General features: G+C 70.5%; 11 protein-coding genes. 2 read left to right on the forward strand and 9 right to left on the reverse strand.

The features are described from left to right. Window positions 1-200: 200 nt before the first annotated feature. From ACFO0C_RS37550 to ACFO0C_RS37565, 4 genes are all read right to left on the reverse strand, one after another. Window positions 201-1466 (reverse strand): MFS transporter, encoded by a 1266-nt coding sequence (locus ACFO0C_RS37550; protein WP_378071555.1) that lies wholly within the window; start codon window positions 1464-1466, stop codon window positions 201-203. A gap of 159 nt (window positions 1467-1625) precedes the next feature. Then, window positions 1626-3374 (reverse strand): aa3-type cytochrome oxidase subunit I, encoded by a 1749-nt coding sequence (ctaD, locus tag ACFO0C_RS37555; protein WP_378071556.1) that lies wholly within the window; start codon window positions 3372-3374, stop codon window positions 1626-1628. 112 nt (window positions 3375-3486) lie between these two features. After that, the gene (locus ACFO0C_RS37560; protein WP_378071557.1) at window positions 3487-4593 is read right to left on the reverse strand and encodes an FAD-dependent monooxygenase; all 1107 of its coding nucleotides are present in this window, start codon (window positions 4591-4593) and stop codon (window positions 3487-3489) included. A 91-nt stretch (window positions 4594-4684) separates the two neighbouring features. Beyond that, window positions 4685-4825 carry a hypothetical protein gene (locus ACFO0C_RS37565; RefSeq protein WP_378071558.1) on the reverse strand — a complete coding sequence of 47 codons (141 nt, stop codon included), beginning with the start codon at window positions 4823-4825 and terminating at the stop codon, window positions 4685-4687. A gap of 103 nt (window positions 4826-4928) precedes the next feature. On the opposite strand from ACFO0C_RS37565, the gene ACFO0C_RS37570 reads away from it, so the two are divergent. Together ACFO0C_RS37570 and ACFO0C_RS37575 are read left to right on the forward strand one after the other, a co-directional pair. After that, window positions 4929-5996, forward strand: a complete 1068-nt coding sequence (locus ACFO0C_RS37570; protein WP_378071559.1) for a DNA polymerase ligase N-terminal domain-containing protein — start codon at window positions 4929-4931, stop codon at window positions 5994-5996. A gap of 127 nt (window positions 5997-6123) precedes the next feature. Next, entirely contained in the window at window positions 6124-7497 is a 1374-nt protein-coding gene (locus tag ACFO0C_RS37575; protein WP_378071560.1) for an MGH1-like glycoside hydrolase domain-containing protein, read from the forward strand. On the opposite strand, the gene ACFO0C_RS37580 is transcribed toward ACFO0C_RS37575, so the two are convergent. The 5 genes from ACFO0C_RS37580 to ACFO0C_RS37600 all read right to left on the reverse strand — a co-directional run bounded on the left by ACFO0C_RS37580 (window position 7494) and on the right by ACFO0C_RS37600 (window position 15939). Further along, on the reverse strand, window positions 7494-8579 hold the full coding sequence (locus ACFO0C_RS37580; RefSeq protein ID WP_378071561.1) for an S-(hydroxymethyl)mycothiol dehydrogenase: 1086 nt from the start codon (window positions 8577-8579) through the stop codon (window positions 7494-7496). The two genes, ACFO0C_RS37575 and ACFO0C_RS37580, sit on opposite strands and share 4 nt — an antisense overlap. Before the next feature lie 54 nt (window positions 8580-8633). Then, window positions 8634-9113, reverse strand: a complete 480-nt coding sequence (locus tag ACFO0C_RS37585) for a MarR family winged helix-turn-helix transcriptional regulator (RefSeq protein ID WP_378071562.1) — start codon at window positions 9111-9113, stop codon at window positions 8634-8636. 198 nt (window positions 9114-9311) lie between these two features. Then, window positions 9312-9701 (reverse strand): cupin domain-containing protein, encoded by a 390-nt coding sequence (locus tag ACFO0C_RS37590; RefSeq protein WP_378071563.1) that lies wholly within the window; start codon window positions 9699-9701, stop codon window positions 9312-9314. Window positions 9702-9721: 20 nt separating this feature from the next. After that, complete coding sequence (locus tag ACFO0C_RS37595) at window positions 9722-11395, reverse strand: EAL domain-containing protein (RefSeq protein WP_378071564.1); 1674 nt, start codon at window positions 11393-11395, stop codon at window positions 9722-9724. A 338-nt stretch (window positions 11396-11733) separates the two neighbouring features. Then, the gene (locus ACFO0C_RS37600) at window positions 11734-15939 is read right to left on the reverse strand and encodes an AAA domain-containing protein (RefSeq protein WP_378071565.1); all 4206 of its coding nucleotides are present in this window, start codon (window positions 15937-15939) and stop codon (window positions 11734-11736) included. Between the last annotated feature and the right edge of the window lie 8 nt (window positions 15940-15947).

Raw genomic sequence — 15947 nt, forward strand, 5'->3', positions numbered from 1 at the left:
GGTTCCGAAGGGTGTCTCGCGGTTACGCACTCCGCTGCTCTGAGGGACCCGGATCCCCCGCGGGTCCAGAGCTCTCCGACGAGCAGATCCTCCTCGGGGCACTCGTCATCGCGGACACCGTTACGCCGGAACTGCCGAACTCCGCAACGTGGCCCGACGCGCCGCCAGGTCAGCGACATACGCCAGGCCGATCACGGCCCTTACACCCCCGGCTCTCCGGAGGGGTCAGCGCCGACACCCGCACGCGCAGCGGAAACCGCGGCGTCAGTGGCGGGATCGGCGGGTGGCCCGAGCCGGGTGTCGCGGCGGTGGCGTAGCTCGGTCGGAAGGACCAGAAGGGCCACCAGGACGCCGACCGCTCCGACCGCCACGAAACCCCACGCCGGGCCCCAACGGTCGATGGCCAGGCCGGCCAAGGGGGCTCCGCAGGCGACGCCGACGGTGAGGGCCGAATTGTGCAGGCCCATGGCCTCACCACGGGCTCCGGCCGGGATGAGACGGCTGATGGCATCGGTGCTGGCGGTGATGGTGGGGGCGCACAGCGAGCCGGCCGGGATCAGCAGCAGGGCCAGCAGCGCCCAATGATCGCCACCGAGGCCGACGGGGATGGTGAGGACCGCCATCGGTGCGAAGAGGAGCAGCATCGGCAGGCCGCGCTTGATCATGCCGTAGACGAAGCCGCCGATGAGGGAGAAGAGCGCCCAGAGGGACAGGACCAGGCCGGCCCACTCGGTCTGGCCGGTCTCCCGCAGAACCGCGACGACCGCGACGTCGGTGCCGGACAGGACCAGGGTGGCGGCCATCGTGACGGCGAGGATCGCGACGAAACGGGGCTTGAGCCAGCTGCGCCGGGGAACCCGGTCGCCGGAGACGGGCGCCTCGTGGGCCGCTCGGACGGGCGGGTCGAGCAGCCACAGGCCGACACCGGCGAGGAGGATGCCGGCGGCCATGGTGAACATCGCGGTGCGGGAGCCGGCGGTGGTGACGATCAGGACGCCGAGCGCGGGACCAGCCATGAAGGACAACTCGGTGGTCATCGAGTCGAGGGCGAAGGCGGGCAGGCGATGTGACTCGGGGGTGAGCGCGGCGATCGCCTGCCGCGCGACGGAGAACGCCGGCAGGGCCAGGAAACCACCCACCACCGCGACGGGCAGCAGCGTCCAATAGGGCAGGGCCTGCGCGACCAGCCAGTAGACGACCTCGGCGACGGTGGTCAGGACGAGGACGGGCCGCAGGCCCCACCGGTCGATGAGCCGGCCCATCACCGGGGCACCGAAGGAGCCGCCGATCGTGGCCGCCGCGCCCACCAGCCCGGCCGCGCCGTAGCTCAGGTGAAGCCCTTCGACGACGTGCAGCGTGAGCACCACACCTGCCGCCGCGATCGGAATGCGGGCCAGCGTGGCGACCACCAGCAACGACATGATCTTCGGCAGGGCGAGTGTTTCGCGGTAAGGCGTTAGCGACATGTTGGATCCTGACCTCCACCGCACATCCTGCCGTGGGGGTACGACACAACGCCAACCCGATATCAGCCGAAACCGCTGCTCACGCGCACCATGTGACGAGGGACGCAAAACGGGGACGGCCCGTGCTCCTCGCGGAGCACGGGCCGTCCTGGCGTCAGGTCAGCGGTCGGTCGACACGTCTTCCTGGTAGGTCGCGCCACCGTCGGACTCCGCGGTGAGCGGCCGGGCACCACCCTCGGGCGGGCCGGCGAGCGAGTGGCCGGCGGCCAGCTCCGGGAACTTCAGGTCGAAGGCGGGACGCTCGGAGCGGATCCGCGGCATCCGGTCGAAGTTACGCAGCGGGGGCGGGCTGGTGGTGGCCCACTCCAGCGAGTTGCCGTGACCCCACGGGTCGTCGGCGGTGACGAGCTTGCCGACCTTGTACGACTTCCACACGTTGTAGATGAACGGCAGCGTCGACAGGCCGAGGATGAACGAGCCGATCGTGGAGAACGTGTTCAGGAAGGCGAACCCGTCGGCCGGCAGGTAGTCGGCGTACCGCCGCGGCATGCCCTTGGTGCCGAGCCAGTGCTGCACCAGGAACGTGCCGTGGAAGCCGATCATCGTGAGCCAGAAGTGGATCTTCGCCAGCTTCTCGTCGAGCATCCGGCCGAACATCTTGGGGAACCAGAAATAGATGCCGGCGAACACAGCGAACACGATCGTGCCGAAGAGCACGTAGTGGAAGTGGGCGATCACGAAGTACGAGTCGGAGACGTGGAAGTCGATCGGCGGCGAGGCGAGCAGGACGCCGGACAGACCACCGAAGAGGAACGTCACCAGGAAGCCGATCGCGAAGAGCATCGGCGACTCGAAACTGATCTGGCCGCGCCACATGGTGCCGATCCAGACGAAGAACTTCATGCCGGTCGGGACCGCGATCAGGAAGCTCAGGAAGCTGAAGAACGGCAGCAGCACCTGGCCGGTGGCGAACATGTGGTGTGCCCACACCGACATCGACAGCGCGCCGATCAGCAGCGTCGCGGCGACCAGGCCCTTGTAGCCGAAGACCGGCTTGCGGCTGAAGACCGGGATGACCTCGGTGATGATGCCGAAGAACGGCAGGGCGATGATGTACACCTCGGGGTGGCCGAAGAACCAGAAGAGGTGCTGCCACAGCATCGGGCCACCGGTCTCCACATCGAAGACGTGGGCGCCGAGGACGCGGTCGGCGGCGAGAGCGAAGAGCGCCGCCGCCAGGAACGGGAACACCATGACCGCGAGCAGCGCGGTGACCAGCATGTTCCACGTCATGATCGGCATCCGGAACATGGTCATGCCCGGGGCCCGCAGGGTCAGGATCGTGGTGATCAGGTTGACCGAGCCGAGGATCGTGCCGAGACCGGAGATCGCCAGGCCGACGACCCACATGTTCCCACCGACGCCCGGCGAGTGCAGGCTGTTGCTCAGCGGGGTGTAGGCGAACCAGCCGAAGTCGGCGGCGCCACCCGGCGTGAGGAACCCGCCGATAGTGATCAGGCCGCCGAACAGGTAGAGCCAGTAGGCGAACGCGTTGAGCCGCGGGAACGACACGTCGGGCGCGCCGATCTGGATGGGCACCACGTAGTTGCCGAACGCGAACACGATGGGCGTCGCGAAGAACAGCAGCATGATCGTGCCGTGCATGGTGAACAGCTGGTTGAACTGCTCCGGAGAGAGCAGCTGCATGCCCGGCCGGGCCAGCTCGGCGCGCATCAGGAGGGCCATCAGGCCACCCAGCAGGAAGAACACGAAGGCCGTGATCATGTACATGATCCCGATCTGCTTCGCGTCCGTCGTGCGCAGGATCCGAGCAAACGCCGAACCCTTGACCTGCCGCCGCACCGGGTATGGTCGGGTCGCGATCGGCGACGGCGCAACGGTCGTCACGAATTGCCTCCGTTGTCTCGTTCGTCCCTCTCGGGTTTCCCCGATGATCGGGCGTACCTCGGTGGCAGAATAGTCCCCCGTGGTCGTTCGGCCGTCGCGGGGTGACCAAACGTCAGACCTGCGACACCAGCGCCCGATAGTGATCGCTGAAGATGCGGGCACCACGACGGCGCAGCATCGGGTCGCGCAGGGACGGTGGGACGTCACGTGCACGGTCCCGCTCACGGGTCCGCTCGCGCACCTCGGAGCATCGCGGGCGCCGCCTGTCCTCGTAGGCCCGCAGTGCCGCCGGGATGTCGCCGGAGGCCGACCGCAGCTCCTGGCCGAGGACCCAGCCGTCCTCGAAGGACATCGCCGCACCCTGGGCCAGAGTCGGGGCGGTGGCGTGCGCCGCGTCGCCGACCAGCACGACCGGACCCTTCGACCAGGACGGCAGGATCACCTCGTCGGTCCGGGCGACCTGCACTTTCTCGATCTTGTCGAGGATCGCCGGGATCGGGCCGCCCCACGAGCCGAAGAGCTCGCGCAGCCGCGCCCGGGGATCCTCGGGGTTGGGCGAGTCGGGCGCGGTCTCGTCGGCGTGGCAGTAGAGCCTGCGCCCACCCATCGGCATGGCGACGAACGACGAACGCCGGCCGAGCATCCCCGTCCAGTCGGTGAGCGGCGGGCCGCCGGTGACGACCGAGCGGTAGACGATCTGGCCGGTCGGGGTGGCCGGGCCGCCGAGACCGACCTTGTCGCGGATCAGTGAACGCCGGCCGTCGGCGCCGACGACCAGGTCATACTCCGTCACCGCGCCGGTGCCGAACTCGACCTTGGCGGCACCGTCGACGATCTGCACGTCGCGCACCTCGGTCTCGAAGCGCACCTCGCCGCCCACCCCGGTGAGCAGGACCTGCTGGAGATCGGCCCGGGACAGGGCGCGGGACTCGCCGACGCCGGCCCAGAGCCCTGCGACATCCATCTCGAACAGGTCGCGGCCCCGGGTGTCGAGGAAGACCTGCCGGAAGATCAGATCACCGAGCGGGCGCAGCGGGACGTCGAGGCCGAGCAGCCGCAGGGCGCGGGACGCGTTGCCGGGTAGGTAGATGCCGGCGCCGGGAACGACGGTGGCGGGCAGCGCCTCCACCACCTCGGGCCGGAAACCCGCGACACGCAGCCCACGGGCCGCGGCCAGGCCGGCGATGCCGGCCCCCACCACGAGGATGCGCAAGCTCATCACACCATCGCTTTCTTGTCGATCTTGTCGATGGATACGCGTGGGAGCCAGAACATTACCCCCCGCAACCGTCGCGGGGGAACACCCGCGATCAGGACCCGGCGAGGACTGTCTCCTGTGGCGTGACCGGCGGCTCAGCGGTGACGGAAGCGAAAGCACGGCCCGCGCGGGCGAGCGCGACGGCCCGGCGGCGGGCGTAGAAACGGTTGAGGGAACGCGGCGAGCGGTTCATGCCGACAGCAAACCATCGGGGTACGACACTTTCGGCTGACGCGGTACGCAGGGGCTAGTTACACCGGTGTATTTCTGTCGTACCCCGGGCAGACAATCGAGGCATGACCGACCGCCTCGACGAGTACCGGCGCAAGCGCGACGCCCGGCGTACCCCGGAGCCCGTGCCACGGACCGGCCCGGTGGCCACGACCACGAGACGGTTCGTCATCCAGCAGCACCACGCGCGCAGCCTGCACTGGGATGTCCGGCTGGAGCGTGACGGAGTGCTCGTCTCGTTCGCCGTGCCGCGGGGGCTGCCCCGCGACCAGGCCCGCAACCACCTGGCCAAACACACCGAGGACCACCCGCTCGAATACCTCGGTTTCGCCGGGGAGATCCCGGCCGGGGAGTATGGCGGCGGCCGCATGACGATCTTCGACCAGGGCACCTACGAGGCAGACAAATGGCGTGACGACGAGATCGGCGTCACCTTCCACGGAGACCGCACCAACGGACGTTACGTCTTCTTCCAGACGGACGGGCCGGACTGGATGGTTCGGCGGATGGATCCGTCCGAACCGGGCTGGGAGCCGATGCCCGAGGCGGTGGCGCCGATGCTGACCACCCCGTTCACGGGGCTGCCGCCCGATGACGCCGACTGGGGCTATGAGATGGCGTGGGGCGGGCGCCGCGTCCTGGCGTACGTCTCGGGCGGAAGACTGCGTCTCACCGATGGCGGCGGCACCGATGTGACCAGGTGGTTTCCGGAGATCCGGCCGATCGGGCCGGCGCTCGCGCCGATGGAGGCCGTGCTCGACGGGGAGATCGTCGCGTTCGCCGGGCCTCGTCCCGATCCGGGCCTGCTGGCCCGGCGCGAGGCGCCGAAGGACGCCGCCGCGGCGAAACGAGCGGCCGAGCGGACCCCGGTGCAGTTCCTGGTGTATGACCTGCTGTGGCTGGAGGGTCACTCCACGATGGAGCTGGTCCGGTATGCCGAGCGCCGCGAGCTGCTGGAGGGCCTGGCGCTGGCCGGGCCGCACTGGCAGACGCCGCCGTTCTTCGCCGGTGGCGGCGGGTTCGCCCTCGACGCCGCCCGCGCGCAGGGTCTGCCGGGAGTCGTGGCGAAACGCCTGGACTCCCCCTATCTGCCGGGTCGCGCCAGCCGCCTGTGGCGCAGCATCGGGGTGTGACGAAAAACGCCACCCCGGTCGGCGGGCCGTGAGCCGGCGACGCCAGAATGCGTGCGCCCGTTTTCCTGGAGCCGGCCACCCGCCGGCCGATGAGCCGGGCGGCCCAGTGGAAAGGCGCGTTGCCAGCATGCATCCCGTCCCGTCCCCGACCGCGCCCGTCGTCCCGGACATGTGCGCCGAGCTGTGGCGCTCGGCCGCCGGGGTGCTCGACGCGAACTGGACCGGCGACTACACCGTGCCGTCGCGGACGCTCTATCCGCACCAGTGGAGCTGGGACAGCGCCTTCGCCGCGATCGGCCTGGCCTACGTCAATCCGGCGCGGGCGTGGCGTGAGCTGCGGAGCCTGTTCGCCGCGCAGTGGCCGGACGGCCGGGTGCCGCACATCGTCTTCGACCCGGAGATCGGTGAGGACGCCTACTTCCCCGGCCCGCGGTTCTGGAACGTGCCCGCCTACAACGGCCGGGCGGCGCGGGGCAGCACCGGTCTGGTCCAGCCGCCGATGCACGCGCTCGCCGCCTGGGAGGTCTACCGGCACGCGGCCGCGCACGGGGCCGACGCCGTGCAGCAGGCCCGGATCGAGCTGGGCTGGCTCTACCCGCGGCTGGTGGCGCAGCAGGAGTTCCTCGGTGACCGGCGGGACGCGGGCGGTGGCGGGCTCGCCTCGATCGTGCACCCGTGGGAGTCGGGTCTGGACAACAGCCCGGCCTGGGACGACGCACTCGCGTCGGTTCCGGCCGACATGCGCCTGCTGGACACCTACCAGCGGCGTGACCTGGACGTCTCGGATGTCACGCACCGACCCACCGACACCGACTACGCCCGCTACCTGGGTCTGGTGGAGAGCTACCGGGACGGTGGTTACTCGGACACCGGGCTGGCCGAGCGGCACGCGTTCGTCGTCGAGTGTCCGGGTTTCAACTCCCTGCTGGCGACCGCCGAGCTGGCGCTGGCGCAGATCGCCGGCGTGCTGGGCCGGCCCGTCGAGGCACGACGGCACCGGGAGCACGCGCGGGGCATCACCGCGGCCATCACGGATCGGCTCTGGGATCCGGAGACCGGCTTCTTTCATGCCTTGGATGTACGGTCGGGGCGCCGCACCCCGGCCCGGAGCGTGAGCGGCCTGCTCCCGCTGATGCTCCCGGACCTCGACCGGGACCGGGCATCCGCGCTGGCCGACGCGGCCCGGTCACCCCGGTTCGGGCTGCCCGCGCCCAGTTACGACCGCACCGGGCCGGCCTTCGACGATCGCCGTTACTGGCGCGGCCCGGTCTGGGTCAACGTGAACTGGTTGCTGCGCCGGGGTCTGCTGGTGCACGGCAGGCACGACGACGCGGAGCGGTTGCGGCAGGCGCTGGTCCGGCTGGTGCACCACAACGGGCACTACGAGTACTTCCATCCGGAGGACGGCAGTGGCCTCGGCTCACCGGCTTTCGGCTGGACGGCCGCCCTCTGTCTGGATCTGCTCGCCGACCGGTCGGCGCCCGCTTACGCCAGGGCTTAGAAGATCACTACCGAGCGCAGCACGTCGCCGGTGTGCATCTTGCCGAACGCCTGCTCGACCTCGTCCAGCGCGATCTCCTCGGTGACGAACGCGTCCAGGTCGAGCCGGCCCTGCTTGTAGAGCTCGACCAGCATCGGGAAGTCCCGGCTGGGCAGGCAGTCGCCGTACCAGCTGGATTTGAGCGCCCCGCCGCGGCCGAAGACGTCGAGCAGCGGCAGCTCGATGGTCATGTCCGGGGTGGGCACGCCGACCAGCACCACCGTGCCGGCCAGATCCCGGGCGTAGAACGCCTGCCGGTAGGTCTCCGGGCGGCCGACCGCCTCGACCACCACGTCGGCGCCGTTGCCGCCGGTGAGCGCCTGGACCGCCTCGACCACGTCGGCCTCGCGCGCGTTGATCGTGTGGGTCGCGCCGAACCCGCGCGCCCACTCCAGTTTCCGGTCGTCGGTGTCGATCGCGATGATCGTGGTCGCGCCGGCCAGGGCCGCGCCCGCCACCGCACCGTCCCCGACACCGCCGCAACCGATGACCGCGACCGAGTCGCCGCGGGTCACGCCGCCGGTGTTGATCGCCGCGCCGAGCCCGGCCATCACGCCGCAGCCGAGCAGGCCGACGGCCGCGGCCCGGGCGGACGGGTCGACCTTGGTGCACTGGCCGGCGTGGACCAGCGTCTTCTCCACGAACGCGCCGATGCCCAGGGCCGGGGACAGCTCGGTCCCGTCCTCCAGGGTCATCTTCTGCTTGGCGTTGTGGGTGGCGAAGCAATACCACGGCTTGCCCTTGTTGCAGGCCCGGCAGTTGCCACAGACGGCACGCCAGTTGAGCACCACGAAGTCGCCGGGCGCCACGTCGGTCACGCCGGCACCGACCGACTCGACCACCCCGGCCGCCTCGTGGCCGAGCAGGAACGGGAACTCGTCGTTGATCCCGCCCTCGCGATAGTGCAGGTCGGTGTGGCAGACCCCGCAGGCCTGCACCTTGACGACCGCCTCGCCCGGTCCTGGGTCGGGGACCACGATGGTGGTCACCTCGACCGGTTTGCCCTTCTCCCGGGCGATCACGCCCCGCACCCGCTGGCTCATGCCTGCACACACCTTTCACCGGTCGGTGGTCCGATCAGGACAGCCTTGCAGATCTCACCGGGAAACGGGACGGGAACGCACCTCCAGCGGAGTCTCCAGCAGTGACTCGGCGACCTTGGTCAACTGCCGGACCTGCGCCGTGCTCAGCCGGTCGAAGATGAGCTGCTGGACCGCCTCGGCGTGGCCGGGCGCCGACTCGGTGACCTTGTCCCAGCCCTCGTCGGTGAGTACGGCGATCTGGACCCGGCCGTCCTCGGCGTCCCGTTCGCGACGCACCCACCCCTTCTCCTCCAGGCGGGCCACCACGTGGGAGAGCCGGGAGAGCGAGGCGCTGGCGCGTTTGGCCAGCTTGCTCATGGCCAGGCGGCGGTCCGGTCGCTCGGAGAGGGTCATCAGGACTAGGTAGCCCATGTGGGTCAGACCGGCGTCGCGCTGGAGTTGCGCCTCGAGCGCGGCCGGGACCCGGACGAGCACCTCGACCACCTGGCGCCAGGCGTACTGCTGCTCATCGGTCAACCAGCGCGGCTCTTCCATCCTGGCAGGTTAGTGGCGATCGACCGTTACGGTAGTGACCGGACAGGTGAGATCCAGCCAAGGCGTTACGGATGGCCCATCGATTCGATCGACTTCCGTGAACTTTGGCAGGTAGGCTGTCCGGGGACTTTAACCCCTGAACACGGCGCCGGAACCGGCTGGCTGGGGGGCCTCGGCCGGTTCCGGCGCCGTGACTTATCACTCGGTGGGCGGTTCGTCCTTGCCCGCCTCTTCGAGAGCGTCGGCTTCTTCCTTGGTCTTGTGCACGGCGCCGTCAGCGTGCTCCGGCGGGCCGTAAACGGTGTAGAGGACCAGTGGGTTCGGACCCTCGTTGACGAAGTTGTGTTTACGGCCGGCGGGCACCACCACCAGGTCGCCCTGCTCGACGTTGCGGGTCTGGCCGCTGACCACGGCCTTGCCGACACCGCTGACGAAGGTCAGGATCTGATCCACCTCGTGGACCTCCTCGCCGATCTCACCGCCCGGCGGGACGGTCATGACGACGAGCTGGGTGTGCTTACCGGTCCAGAGCACGCGGCGGAAGTCGGGGCTCTGCTCGGCGACGGTGGCAATCGTGAAGTGCTCCATAGCACTGCTCGTTACCCAGGTCAGGACTTGCGCAACCGGCCCGGGACGACCGGGGACGGCCGGCCGATCAGGTAGCCCTGGACGTAGTCGACGCCCAGCTCGCGCAGCATCCGCAGGGTGGCCTCGTCCTGCACGAACTCGGCGACGGTGTGGATGCCGTACGCCTGGCAGACCTGCACCAGTGCCCGTACCAGAACCTGGTCCTGCGGATTGTCGACCAGGTCGACGACGTACTCACCGTCGATCTTCACCAGGTCGATCGGGAAGAGCCGCAGGTAGCGGAACGACGCGTACCCGGAGCCGAAGTCGTCGAGCGCCAGCCCGCAGCCGAGGTCACGGACCCGGTCGGCGAACCGGCGGGCCTCGCTCAGGTTGCCGATCAGCGCCGTCTCGGTGATCTCGAAGGTCAGCTGGGCCGGGTCGACCCGGTAGCGCTCCAGCAGCTTCTCCACCTCGTTGGTGAGCCGCGGATCGCCGACCGACCGGCCGGACAGGTTGACCTGCAGGCAGAGGCCGGGCTGCTCGGCGGCGAGCCGCATGGCCCGCTCGACCACCCACAGGTCGATGTCGAAGATCGCGTCGAGTCGCTCGGCGGTGTCCAGCACCTGGATCGGCGACTGCGGGCCGTCGGTCTCGTCGAGTACCCGCAGCAGCAGTTCGTGCCGGGTCACCCGGTTCGTCTGCAGCTCCAGGATCGGCTGGGAGTAGAGGGTGAACCGGTCGGTGCCGAGCGCGTCGGCGACCCGGCTGCGATAGGAGCCCTGCCGGTCCCGGACCGGCACCGGGTGCGCGACCAGGGTGAGTGACCGCTCGGCCTCGCGGGACTGCCGCCACGCCTGCTCGGCGTCGATCAGCAGGCCGTGGCTGCCGGCCTCGGCGTCGCGCTCGAACCGGACCAGGCCGCCCCAGCAGTGCGACTGCTCGCCGAGCGCTGTGATCAGGTCGCGAGCCTGCTCCCGGGCGGCACGCCAGGTGGTCCTCGCGAACAGCACGGCGATCTCGTTGGGTCCGACCCGGCCGATCAGGTGCTCCGGGCGGGCCTTCTCCTCGACCAGCCGGGCCGCGCTGTGCAGCAGGTCGGCGTTACGGTCCGGGCGTACCCCCTCGGCGGTGTCGCCCGCCTGGACCCGCATCACCAGCAGGGCGCCGCCGGCGCCGCGCAGTGCACGGTCGACCTCGTCGGCGAACCGGGCGCGGATCAGCAGGCCGGTCGCCGGGTCCGGTTCGACCAGGGAGGCCTGTACGGTCTCGCCGCGCCGGGTGAGCCGGGCCGACTCGCGGCGGTCCCGTTCGCGGGCGGAGACGTCGCGGACGGTGCCGCGGATGCCGCGGACCGCACCGTCCGGGCCGCCCATCGGCTCCAGGGTGCAGTCGACGTCGAACCAGCCGCCGTCGGCACGCATCAGCCGGACCGTGGTGTGCACGGTGGCCTGGCTGGTCCAGGCCTCGGTGATGGCGCCGAGCGCCTTGGCGTGGTCGTCGCGGTGCACGTGCCGGGCCAGGATCTGCCGGGTCTTGCCCTTTTCGGCGGGGACTCGCCCGACCATCGCGGCGAACGCGGGCGACCAGACGATCTGGTCACCGGCGGCGGTGTAGGTGAACCAGGCGGTCCGCTCGTCGGCCGGCTGCCGTGGCTCCGGGAGGGTGTGCGGCGGCGCGGGAGTCCAGCGCTCCCGTTCTTCGGGCACCGTCATATGCCGCCACCTCCCCCCTTGCGCACGGCCGCTCCCCCTGCCACCAAGACACCTCACCTATTACGACCTGTCACCGGGCCGTAGTAACAGTGGACGCGAGCGTCAAACTTTTACCGAATTCGCAAGCAAGGCCAGGAGCAGGGAATTATCGCCCATCCAGAGTAACGAAACAACCGAATGGATGACCTCGTTCCCTTACATTTCCGTCGAAATACCCTGGCCTATTCCATGACAGACAGTCACTACGCGTATTTGCTGTGGAACCTTCCGCATTCCCCTACCCGATCAGCACCGTCCACATGCACCCAGCGCATCCGTCGATGTGCTCTGCGTGAGGTCTAGACGGAGGTGATCTCCAGCTCATCGAGACGCTGCCAGACCGGCCGCATCGCCACCTCCGGCTCCCGGGCGAACACGCTGCCCCTGATCCGCACGAACACACAGTTACCGACACGCTCGAGGACCGACTGCCGGCGCATGTCGCTCTCCCACTGCTCCGGCCCCTGATAGGCGTCCCCGTCGCACTCGATCGCGAGTCGCCGCCCGTCCGGCGCGTTCACCACGAAATCGATCCGGTAGGCGCCGATCCGGAACTGCGGAATCGGCCGGAAACCCCGGCCCACCAGCAACTTCAAGACCTCACGCTCGAAGTCGGTCTCGCAGTGCGCGGACGGATCGGCCGCCGCCGCCTCCGAGGGCAGATCGATGGCGTACGACAGAAGCCGCCCCCGGGCATCGTCGGCGAGAAGCACGCCCGGCCGGACCGAGTGGAAGATCCACAGCTGGTCGCGGGCCCGGGACGCCGCCACATTGATGCGCCGGTGGTAGTCGCGTTTCGTGAACGCCGCGATCCGGGGATCCTTCTCGGACACCACCATCGACACCAGCACCACGTCCCGCTCGTCGCCCTGGAACGTGTACGCGTCACCGACCCGCAGCCGCCGGGCCTGGATCTCGTCCTCGCCGATCGCCTCGTGCAACTGCTCCAGCAGATAGCCGGCCTGCCCGCTGCTGCTCAACAGGCTGATCACGCCGAGGGTCCGCCCGTCGTAGCGGGGATCCGCGACGATCTTCGTGACCCGCTCGACGAGTGCGGCCGCCTCCTCCACGTTCACGTCGCCGAACCCGGCGATCGGCTGCCGCACCCCCTCCGCGCAGTGCACGGTCTGGATCGGGGGCAGCGCCGGCCGGTCCGCCCGCAACGGCCGGATCTTGCCGTCGTAGTAGTGCCGCGACGAGAACTCGATGATCTGCGGTACGCACCGGAAGTGCTCGGTCAGCAGGATCCGTTCCGGCGAACGGCGTACCGCATGGTCGTAGAGCGACGACTCCGGATCGAAGTGCTCGGCCGACGGCACGCCCGTCAGATGCCGCTTGACCAGGCCCTCGACCGAGCCGACGAACCCCAGCTGCGGCCCGATCTGCTGGTCGTCGCCGACCACCACCGCCCGCTCGGCGAGCGACAGCACCGGCAGCGCGAACAGATCGGCCTGCGACGCCTCGTCGACGATCACCACGTCGAACTTCGCACCACCGGCGAACTGCTCGATCGCCCGGTCCACCGACATGACCCAGACCGGAACGGCGCTGACCGCCGACTCCATCGCCCGTTGCGCGTGGGCCTGCCAGGTCGCCGCGCTCCGGCCGGTCCCCTTGCCGATCTTGCGGAGGGCCGTGGTCCAGTCGGCCAGCGCGGCCCGCCGCCGGTCGTCGAGCGCCCGGGACACCTCCAGCCACGCCGACGCCACGACCAGTTCGCTGGTCAGGCGCCGGATCCGGTCACGGGCCCGCTCCACCCGCCGGGCCAGCACCGCCGGGTCGACCTCACCGACCACCCCGTCGAACCAGGTCTGCGCGCGCCGCCACTCCCACGCCTCCAGACAGGCCTGACCGGAGACGACCGGGTGCTCACCGCTGCCGATCTGCGCGGCCCACTCCGGCGCGGCCACCGCCAGCCGACGGTACGCGGCGTCGAACCGCATCACGTCCGGCTGCAACAGCACCAGCCGGCGCACCTCGGCGATCGCCTCGTCCCAGCCGTCGAGTGTCTTCCACGCCTCGGCCAGGTGCGGCCAGGCCGCCACCCGCTCGGCGACCGCCTTCTCCACGGCCACCGTCTTCTCCATGCCGAACACCTCGGCCAGGGCCTCCAGCACCTCCAGCACGCCGGACAGCCGGGTCGCGTCGACCGCCAGCTCCCGCTGCGGCATCAGCGCCGAGATCCGCCCGGCCAGCGGCGGCCAGCGGTTCAGGTCGAAGTCCAGTGACTGGTTCGCCTCGGCGAGCAGGCCACCGGCCCAGATCTCCGGGTCACCCCAGCCGCCCTCCGGCTCCGGGATCGCCAGCCGCTGCACCCACTCGAACCAGGACTCACCCAGCCGCTGGCGGGCCTGCGCACGGCGGACCGCCTTCTGCGCGAGGTCGACGTCGGCGACGGTGCGTATCGGCTCACCGTCCACCCGCACCTCGTCGGCCAGCCGGTACAGCCCGGCCTGCAGGATCCGGTTCAGGCCGCGGCCCGCCTCGAACCGCTGCCGGATCTCGGCCAGGCGGGTGAGCAGCAGTTTCGGCTCGGCGAGGACCTGCTCCGGCATCACGATCCGGTGGCCGGACACCTCCCGGGCCAGCGCCGCCAGCTCCGCGAACAGGGTCTCCGTGGTGACCACCTGGTCGTTCCAGAGCGAGCGCCAATGGTGGTCGTCGAGCAGCCGGCCCAGCCGGTCGGTCCAGGTGCCCTCACGCCGTCGCAGCCACGCGAGAGCCTCCCGCACCTCGGTCAACAGGTCGACCATGCCGGAACGGCGCTCCGCTCGTACCGCCGCCATGTCGACGCCCTCGTCCGCCAACCGGGACAGGGTCGCCTCGGTCCGTGCCACCTGCTCCCTCGCCGCGGTCGCCGCCGCGGTGTCCGGAAGGTCGGAGATCTCGGGAAGTGGCCGCATCGAGGCCGCCCGGTCCTCCGGCGTCAGCCGGGCCGCGAGTTTCAGCAGCGTGGCGAACTCTTCGATGGTCAGCGGCGCCGGACCCGAGATCGGGTCCGGGATGCCACCGTGCGCGACGGCCCGCTCCCGCAGCCATCCGCCGACCTCGGCGGGGAGAAGAGCGACACCACCGATCTGGTACGTCTGAGCCTCGTTCTCGGCGATCAGTCGCAGTCCCGCCATCGCGGCAGCCAGCTCCCGCTCCGCCTCCTCCAGGTTGCGGGTCAGCCGGTCGACGCGGCGCTCCTCCGCCTCCTTGTCGAGCGTCGCCGCCCGGTCGGAGAGCTCACGCGCCGCCAGCTGCAGCTGCACCAGCTGGTCGGTGGTCCGCCCGAGCACCGCGAGACACAGTGCCTGAACCTCCTCCGGCAGCCCGTCACGCAGCACCCGCAGCGGCTCCTCCTTCTGCGCCACCACCAGGACCCGCTTGCCGTTCGCCATCAGATGGCAGATCAGATTGCGGATCGTGTGCGTCTTGCCGGTACCCGGCGGGCCCTGCACGGCCACGTTGCGGTGATGCGCCAGACGACGGGCGATCGACTCCTGCGCCTCGTTCGTCGGCAGGGGCATCAGCAGCCGGTCCCCCACCCGCTCCCACGTCTCCGGGGTGTCGTCCGGCATCAGCAGGCGGCTCGGCTCGTGCGCCACGATCGCGGCCAGCGCACCCACCCGGCCCTCACCGGCGGCGCTGTTTCCGCTGGTCAACCTGTTCCGCATGCTCTCCAGGAAGCCGCGGAGCTGCCGCTGCCGGGGTCGGGCGAACAGGACCGCCACATCGCGGACGAACGCCTCCGCCGACGGTTTCTCATCGGTCGCACCCACCACCGTGCGGTCGAAACCCAGCCGGGTCAGCGCGCGCTCGAACAGCTCCCGGCGATCGACGTCGCTCCACAGGTCGACCTCGACGGCGCCACCCGGGCCGGTCAGCGCCGACAACTGGGCGAGGTGACGGTCGTCCAGCCCGGTGAGCGCCTCCGTCTGCAACCGGGACGGGCCGGCCGGGGACACCGTGATCAGGGCGCGGTCGGCGTCATACTCGATGATGACCGGGGTCGCGACCAGCGGATAGCGGACCCGGGTGCCGTCGATCACCGTCTCCAGGACACCGTGACCCCAGACCAGCTCGGTAGTGGCGGCCGCCATGTCCAGCTGATGCATCCGGTCGAAGAGACGGCGGTGCAGCTCACGGGTCTGCTCGGCGGCGGCCGTGGCCAGCGACCACGGCCGCCACACCTCGTCCCGCCAGGTCCCGAAATCGTCGCCGGCCTCGTCGAGCTGCGGCTCCTCACCGGCGGTCACCTCACCGCGCAGCCGTCGCCGCAGAGCCGCCGGCACCGGCGCCGGACCGGGCAACTCCGGACGGCCCACCCGCAGCCAGGACGCGCCGTCCGCACCCGGGCCGGTCTGACAGTCGGCATGCTGAGGAAGGGAATGCAGCCAGTGCGCGTCGGACGGCACCGTCCGGGCCGGTCGCTCCATCTGGGCCCGGACCGCGAGCAGGTAGTCAGCGACCGCCACGGCCCTGTCACGGATCGTGGAGGGCGATTCCCGCTGGTCGGCCATCTCCGGAG

The organism is Actinoplanes subglobosus (assembly GCF_042650585.1).
GTDB lineage: Bacteria > Actinomycetota > Actinomycetes > Mycobacteriales > Micromonosporaceae > Actinoplanes > Actinoplanes subglobosus.

Excerpts from the sequence above, each read along its gene's own strand:
- ACFO0C_RS37550 (WP_378071555.1), bottom strand. The coding sequence starts at position 1,466 with ATGTCGCTAACGCCTTACCGCGAAACACTCGCCCTGCCGAAGATCATG.
- ACFO0C_RS37560 (WP_378071557.1), bottom strand. The coding sequence starts at position 4,593 with ATGAGCTTGCGCATCCTCGTGGTGGGGGCCGGCATCGCCGGCCTGGCC.
- ACFO0C_RS37565 (WP_378071558.1), bottom strand. The coding sequence starts at position 4,825 with ATGAACCGCTCGCCGCGTTCCCTCAACCGTTTCTACGCCCGCCGCCGG.
- ACFO0C_RS37570 (WP_378071559.1), top strand. The coding sequence starts at position 4,929 with ATGACCGACCGCCTCGACGAGTACCGGCGCAAGCGCGACGCCCGGCGT.
- ACFO0C_RS37575 (WP_378071560.1), top strand. The coding sequence starts at position 6,124 with ATGCATCCCGTCCCGTCCCCGACCGCGCCCGTCGTCCCGGACATGTGC.
- ACFO0C_RS37580 (WP_378071561.1), bottom strand. The coding sequence starts at position 8,579 with ATGAGCCAGCGGGTGCGGGGCGTGATCGCCCGGGAGAAGGGCAAACCG.
- ACFO0C_RS37585 (WP_378071562.1), bottom strand. The coding sequence starts at position 9,113 with ATGGAAGAGCCGCGCTGGTTGACCGATGAGCAGCAGTACGCCTGGCGC.
- ACFO0C_RS37590 (WP_378071563.1), bottom strand. The coding sequence starts at position 9,701 with ATGGAGCACTTCACGATTGCCACCGTCGCCGAGCAGAGCCCCGACTTC.
- ACFO0C_RS37595 (WP_378071564.1), bottom strand. The coding sequence starts at position 11,395 with ATGACGGTGCCCGAAGAACGGGAGCGCTGGACTCCCGCGCCGCCGCAC.
- ACFO0C_RS37600 (WP_378071565.1), bottom strand. The coding sequence starts at position 15,939 with ATGGCCGACCAGCGGGAATCGCCCTCCACGATCCGTGACAGGGCCGTG.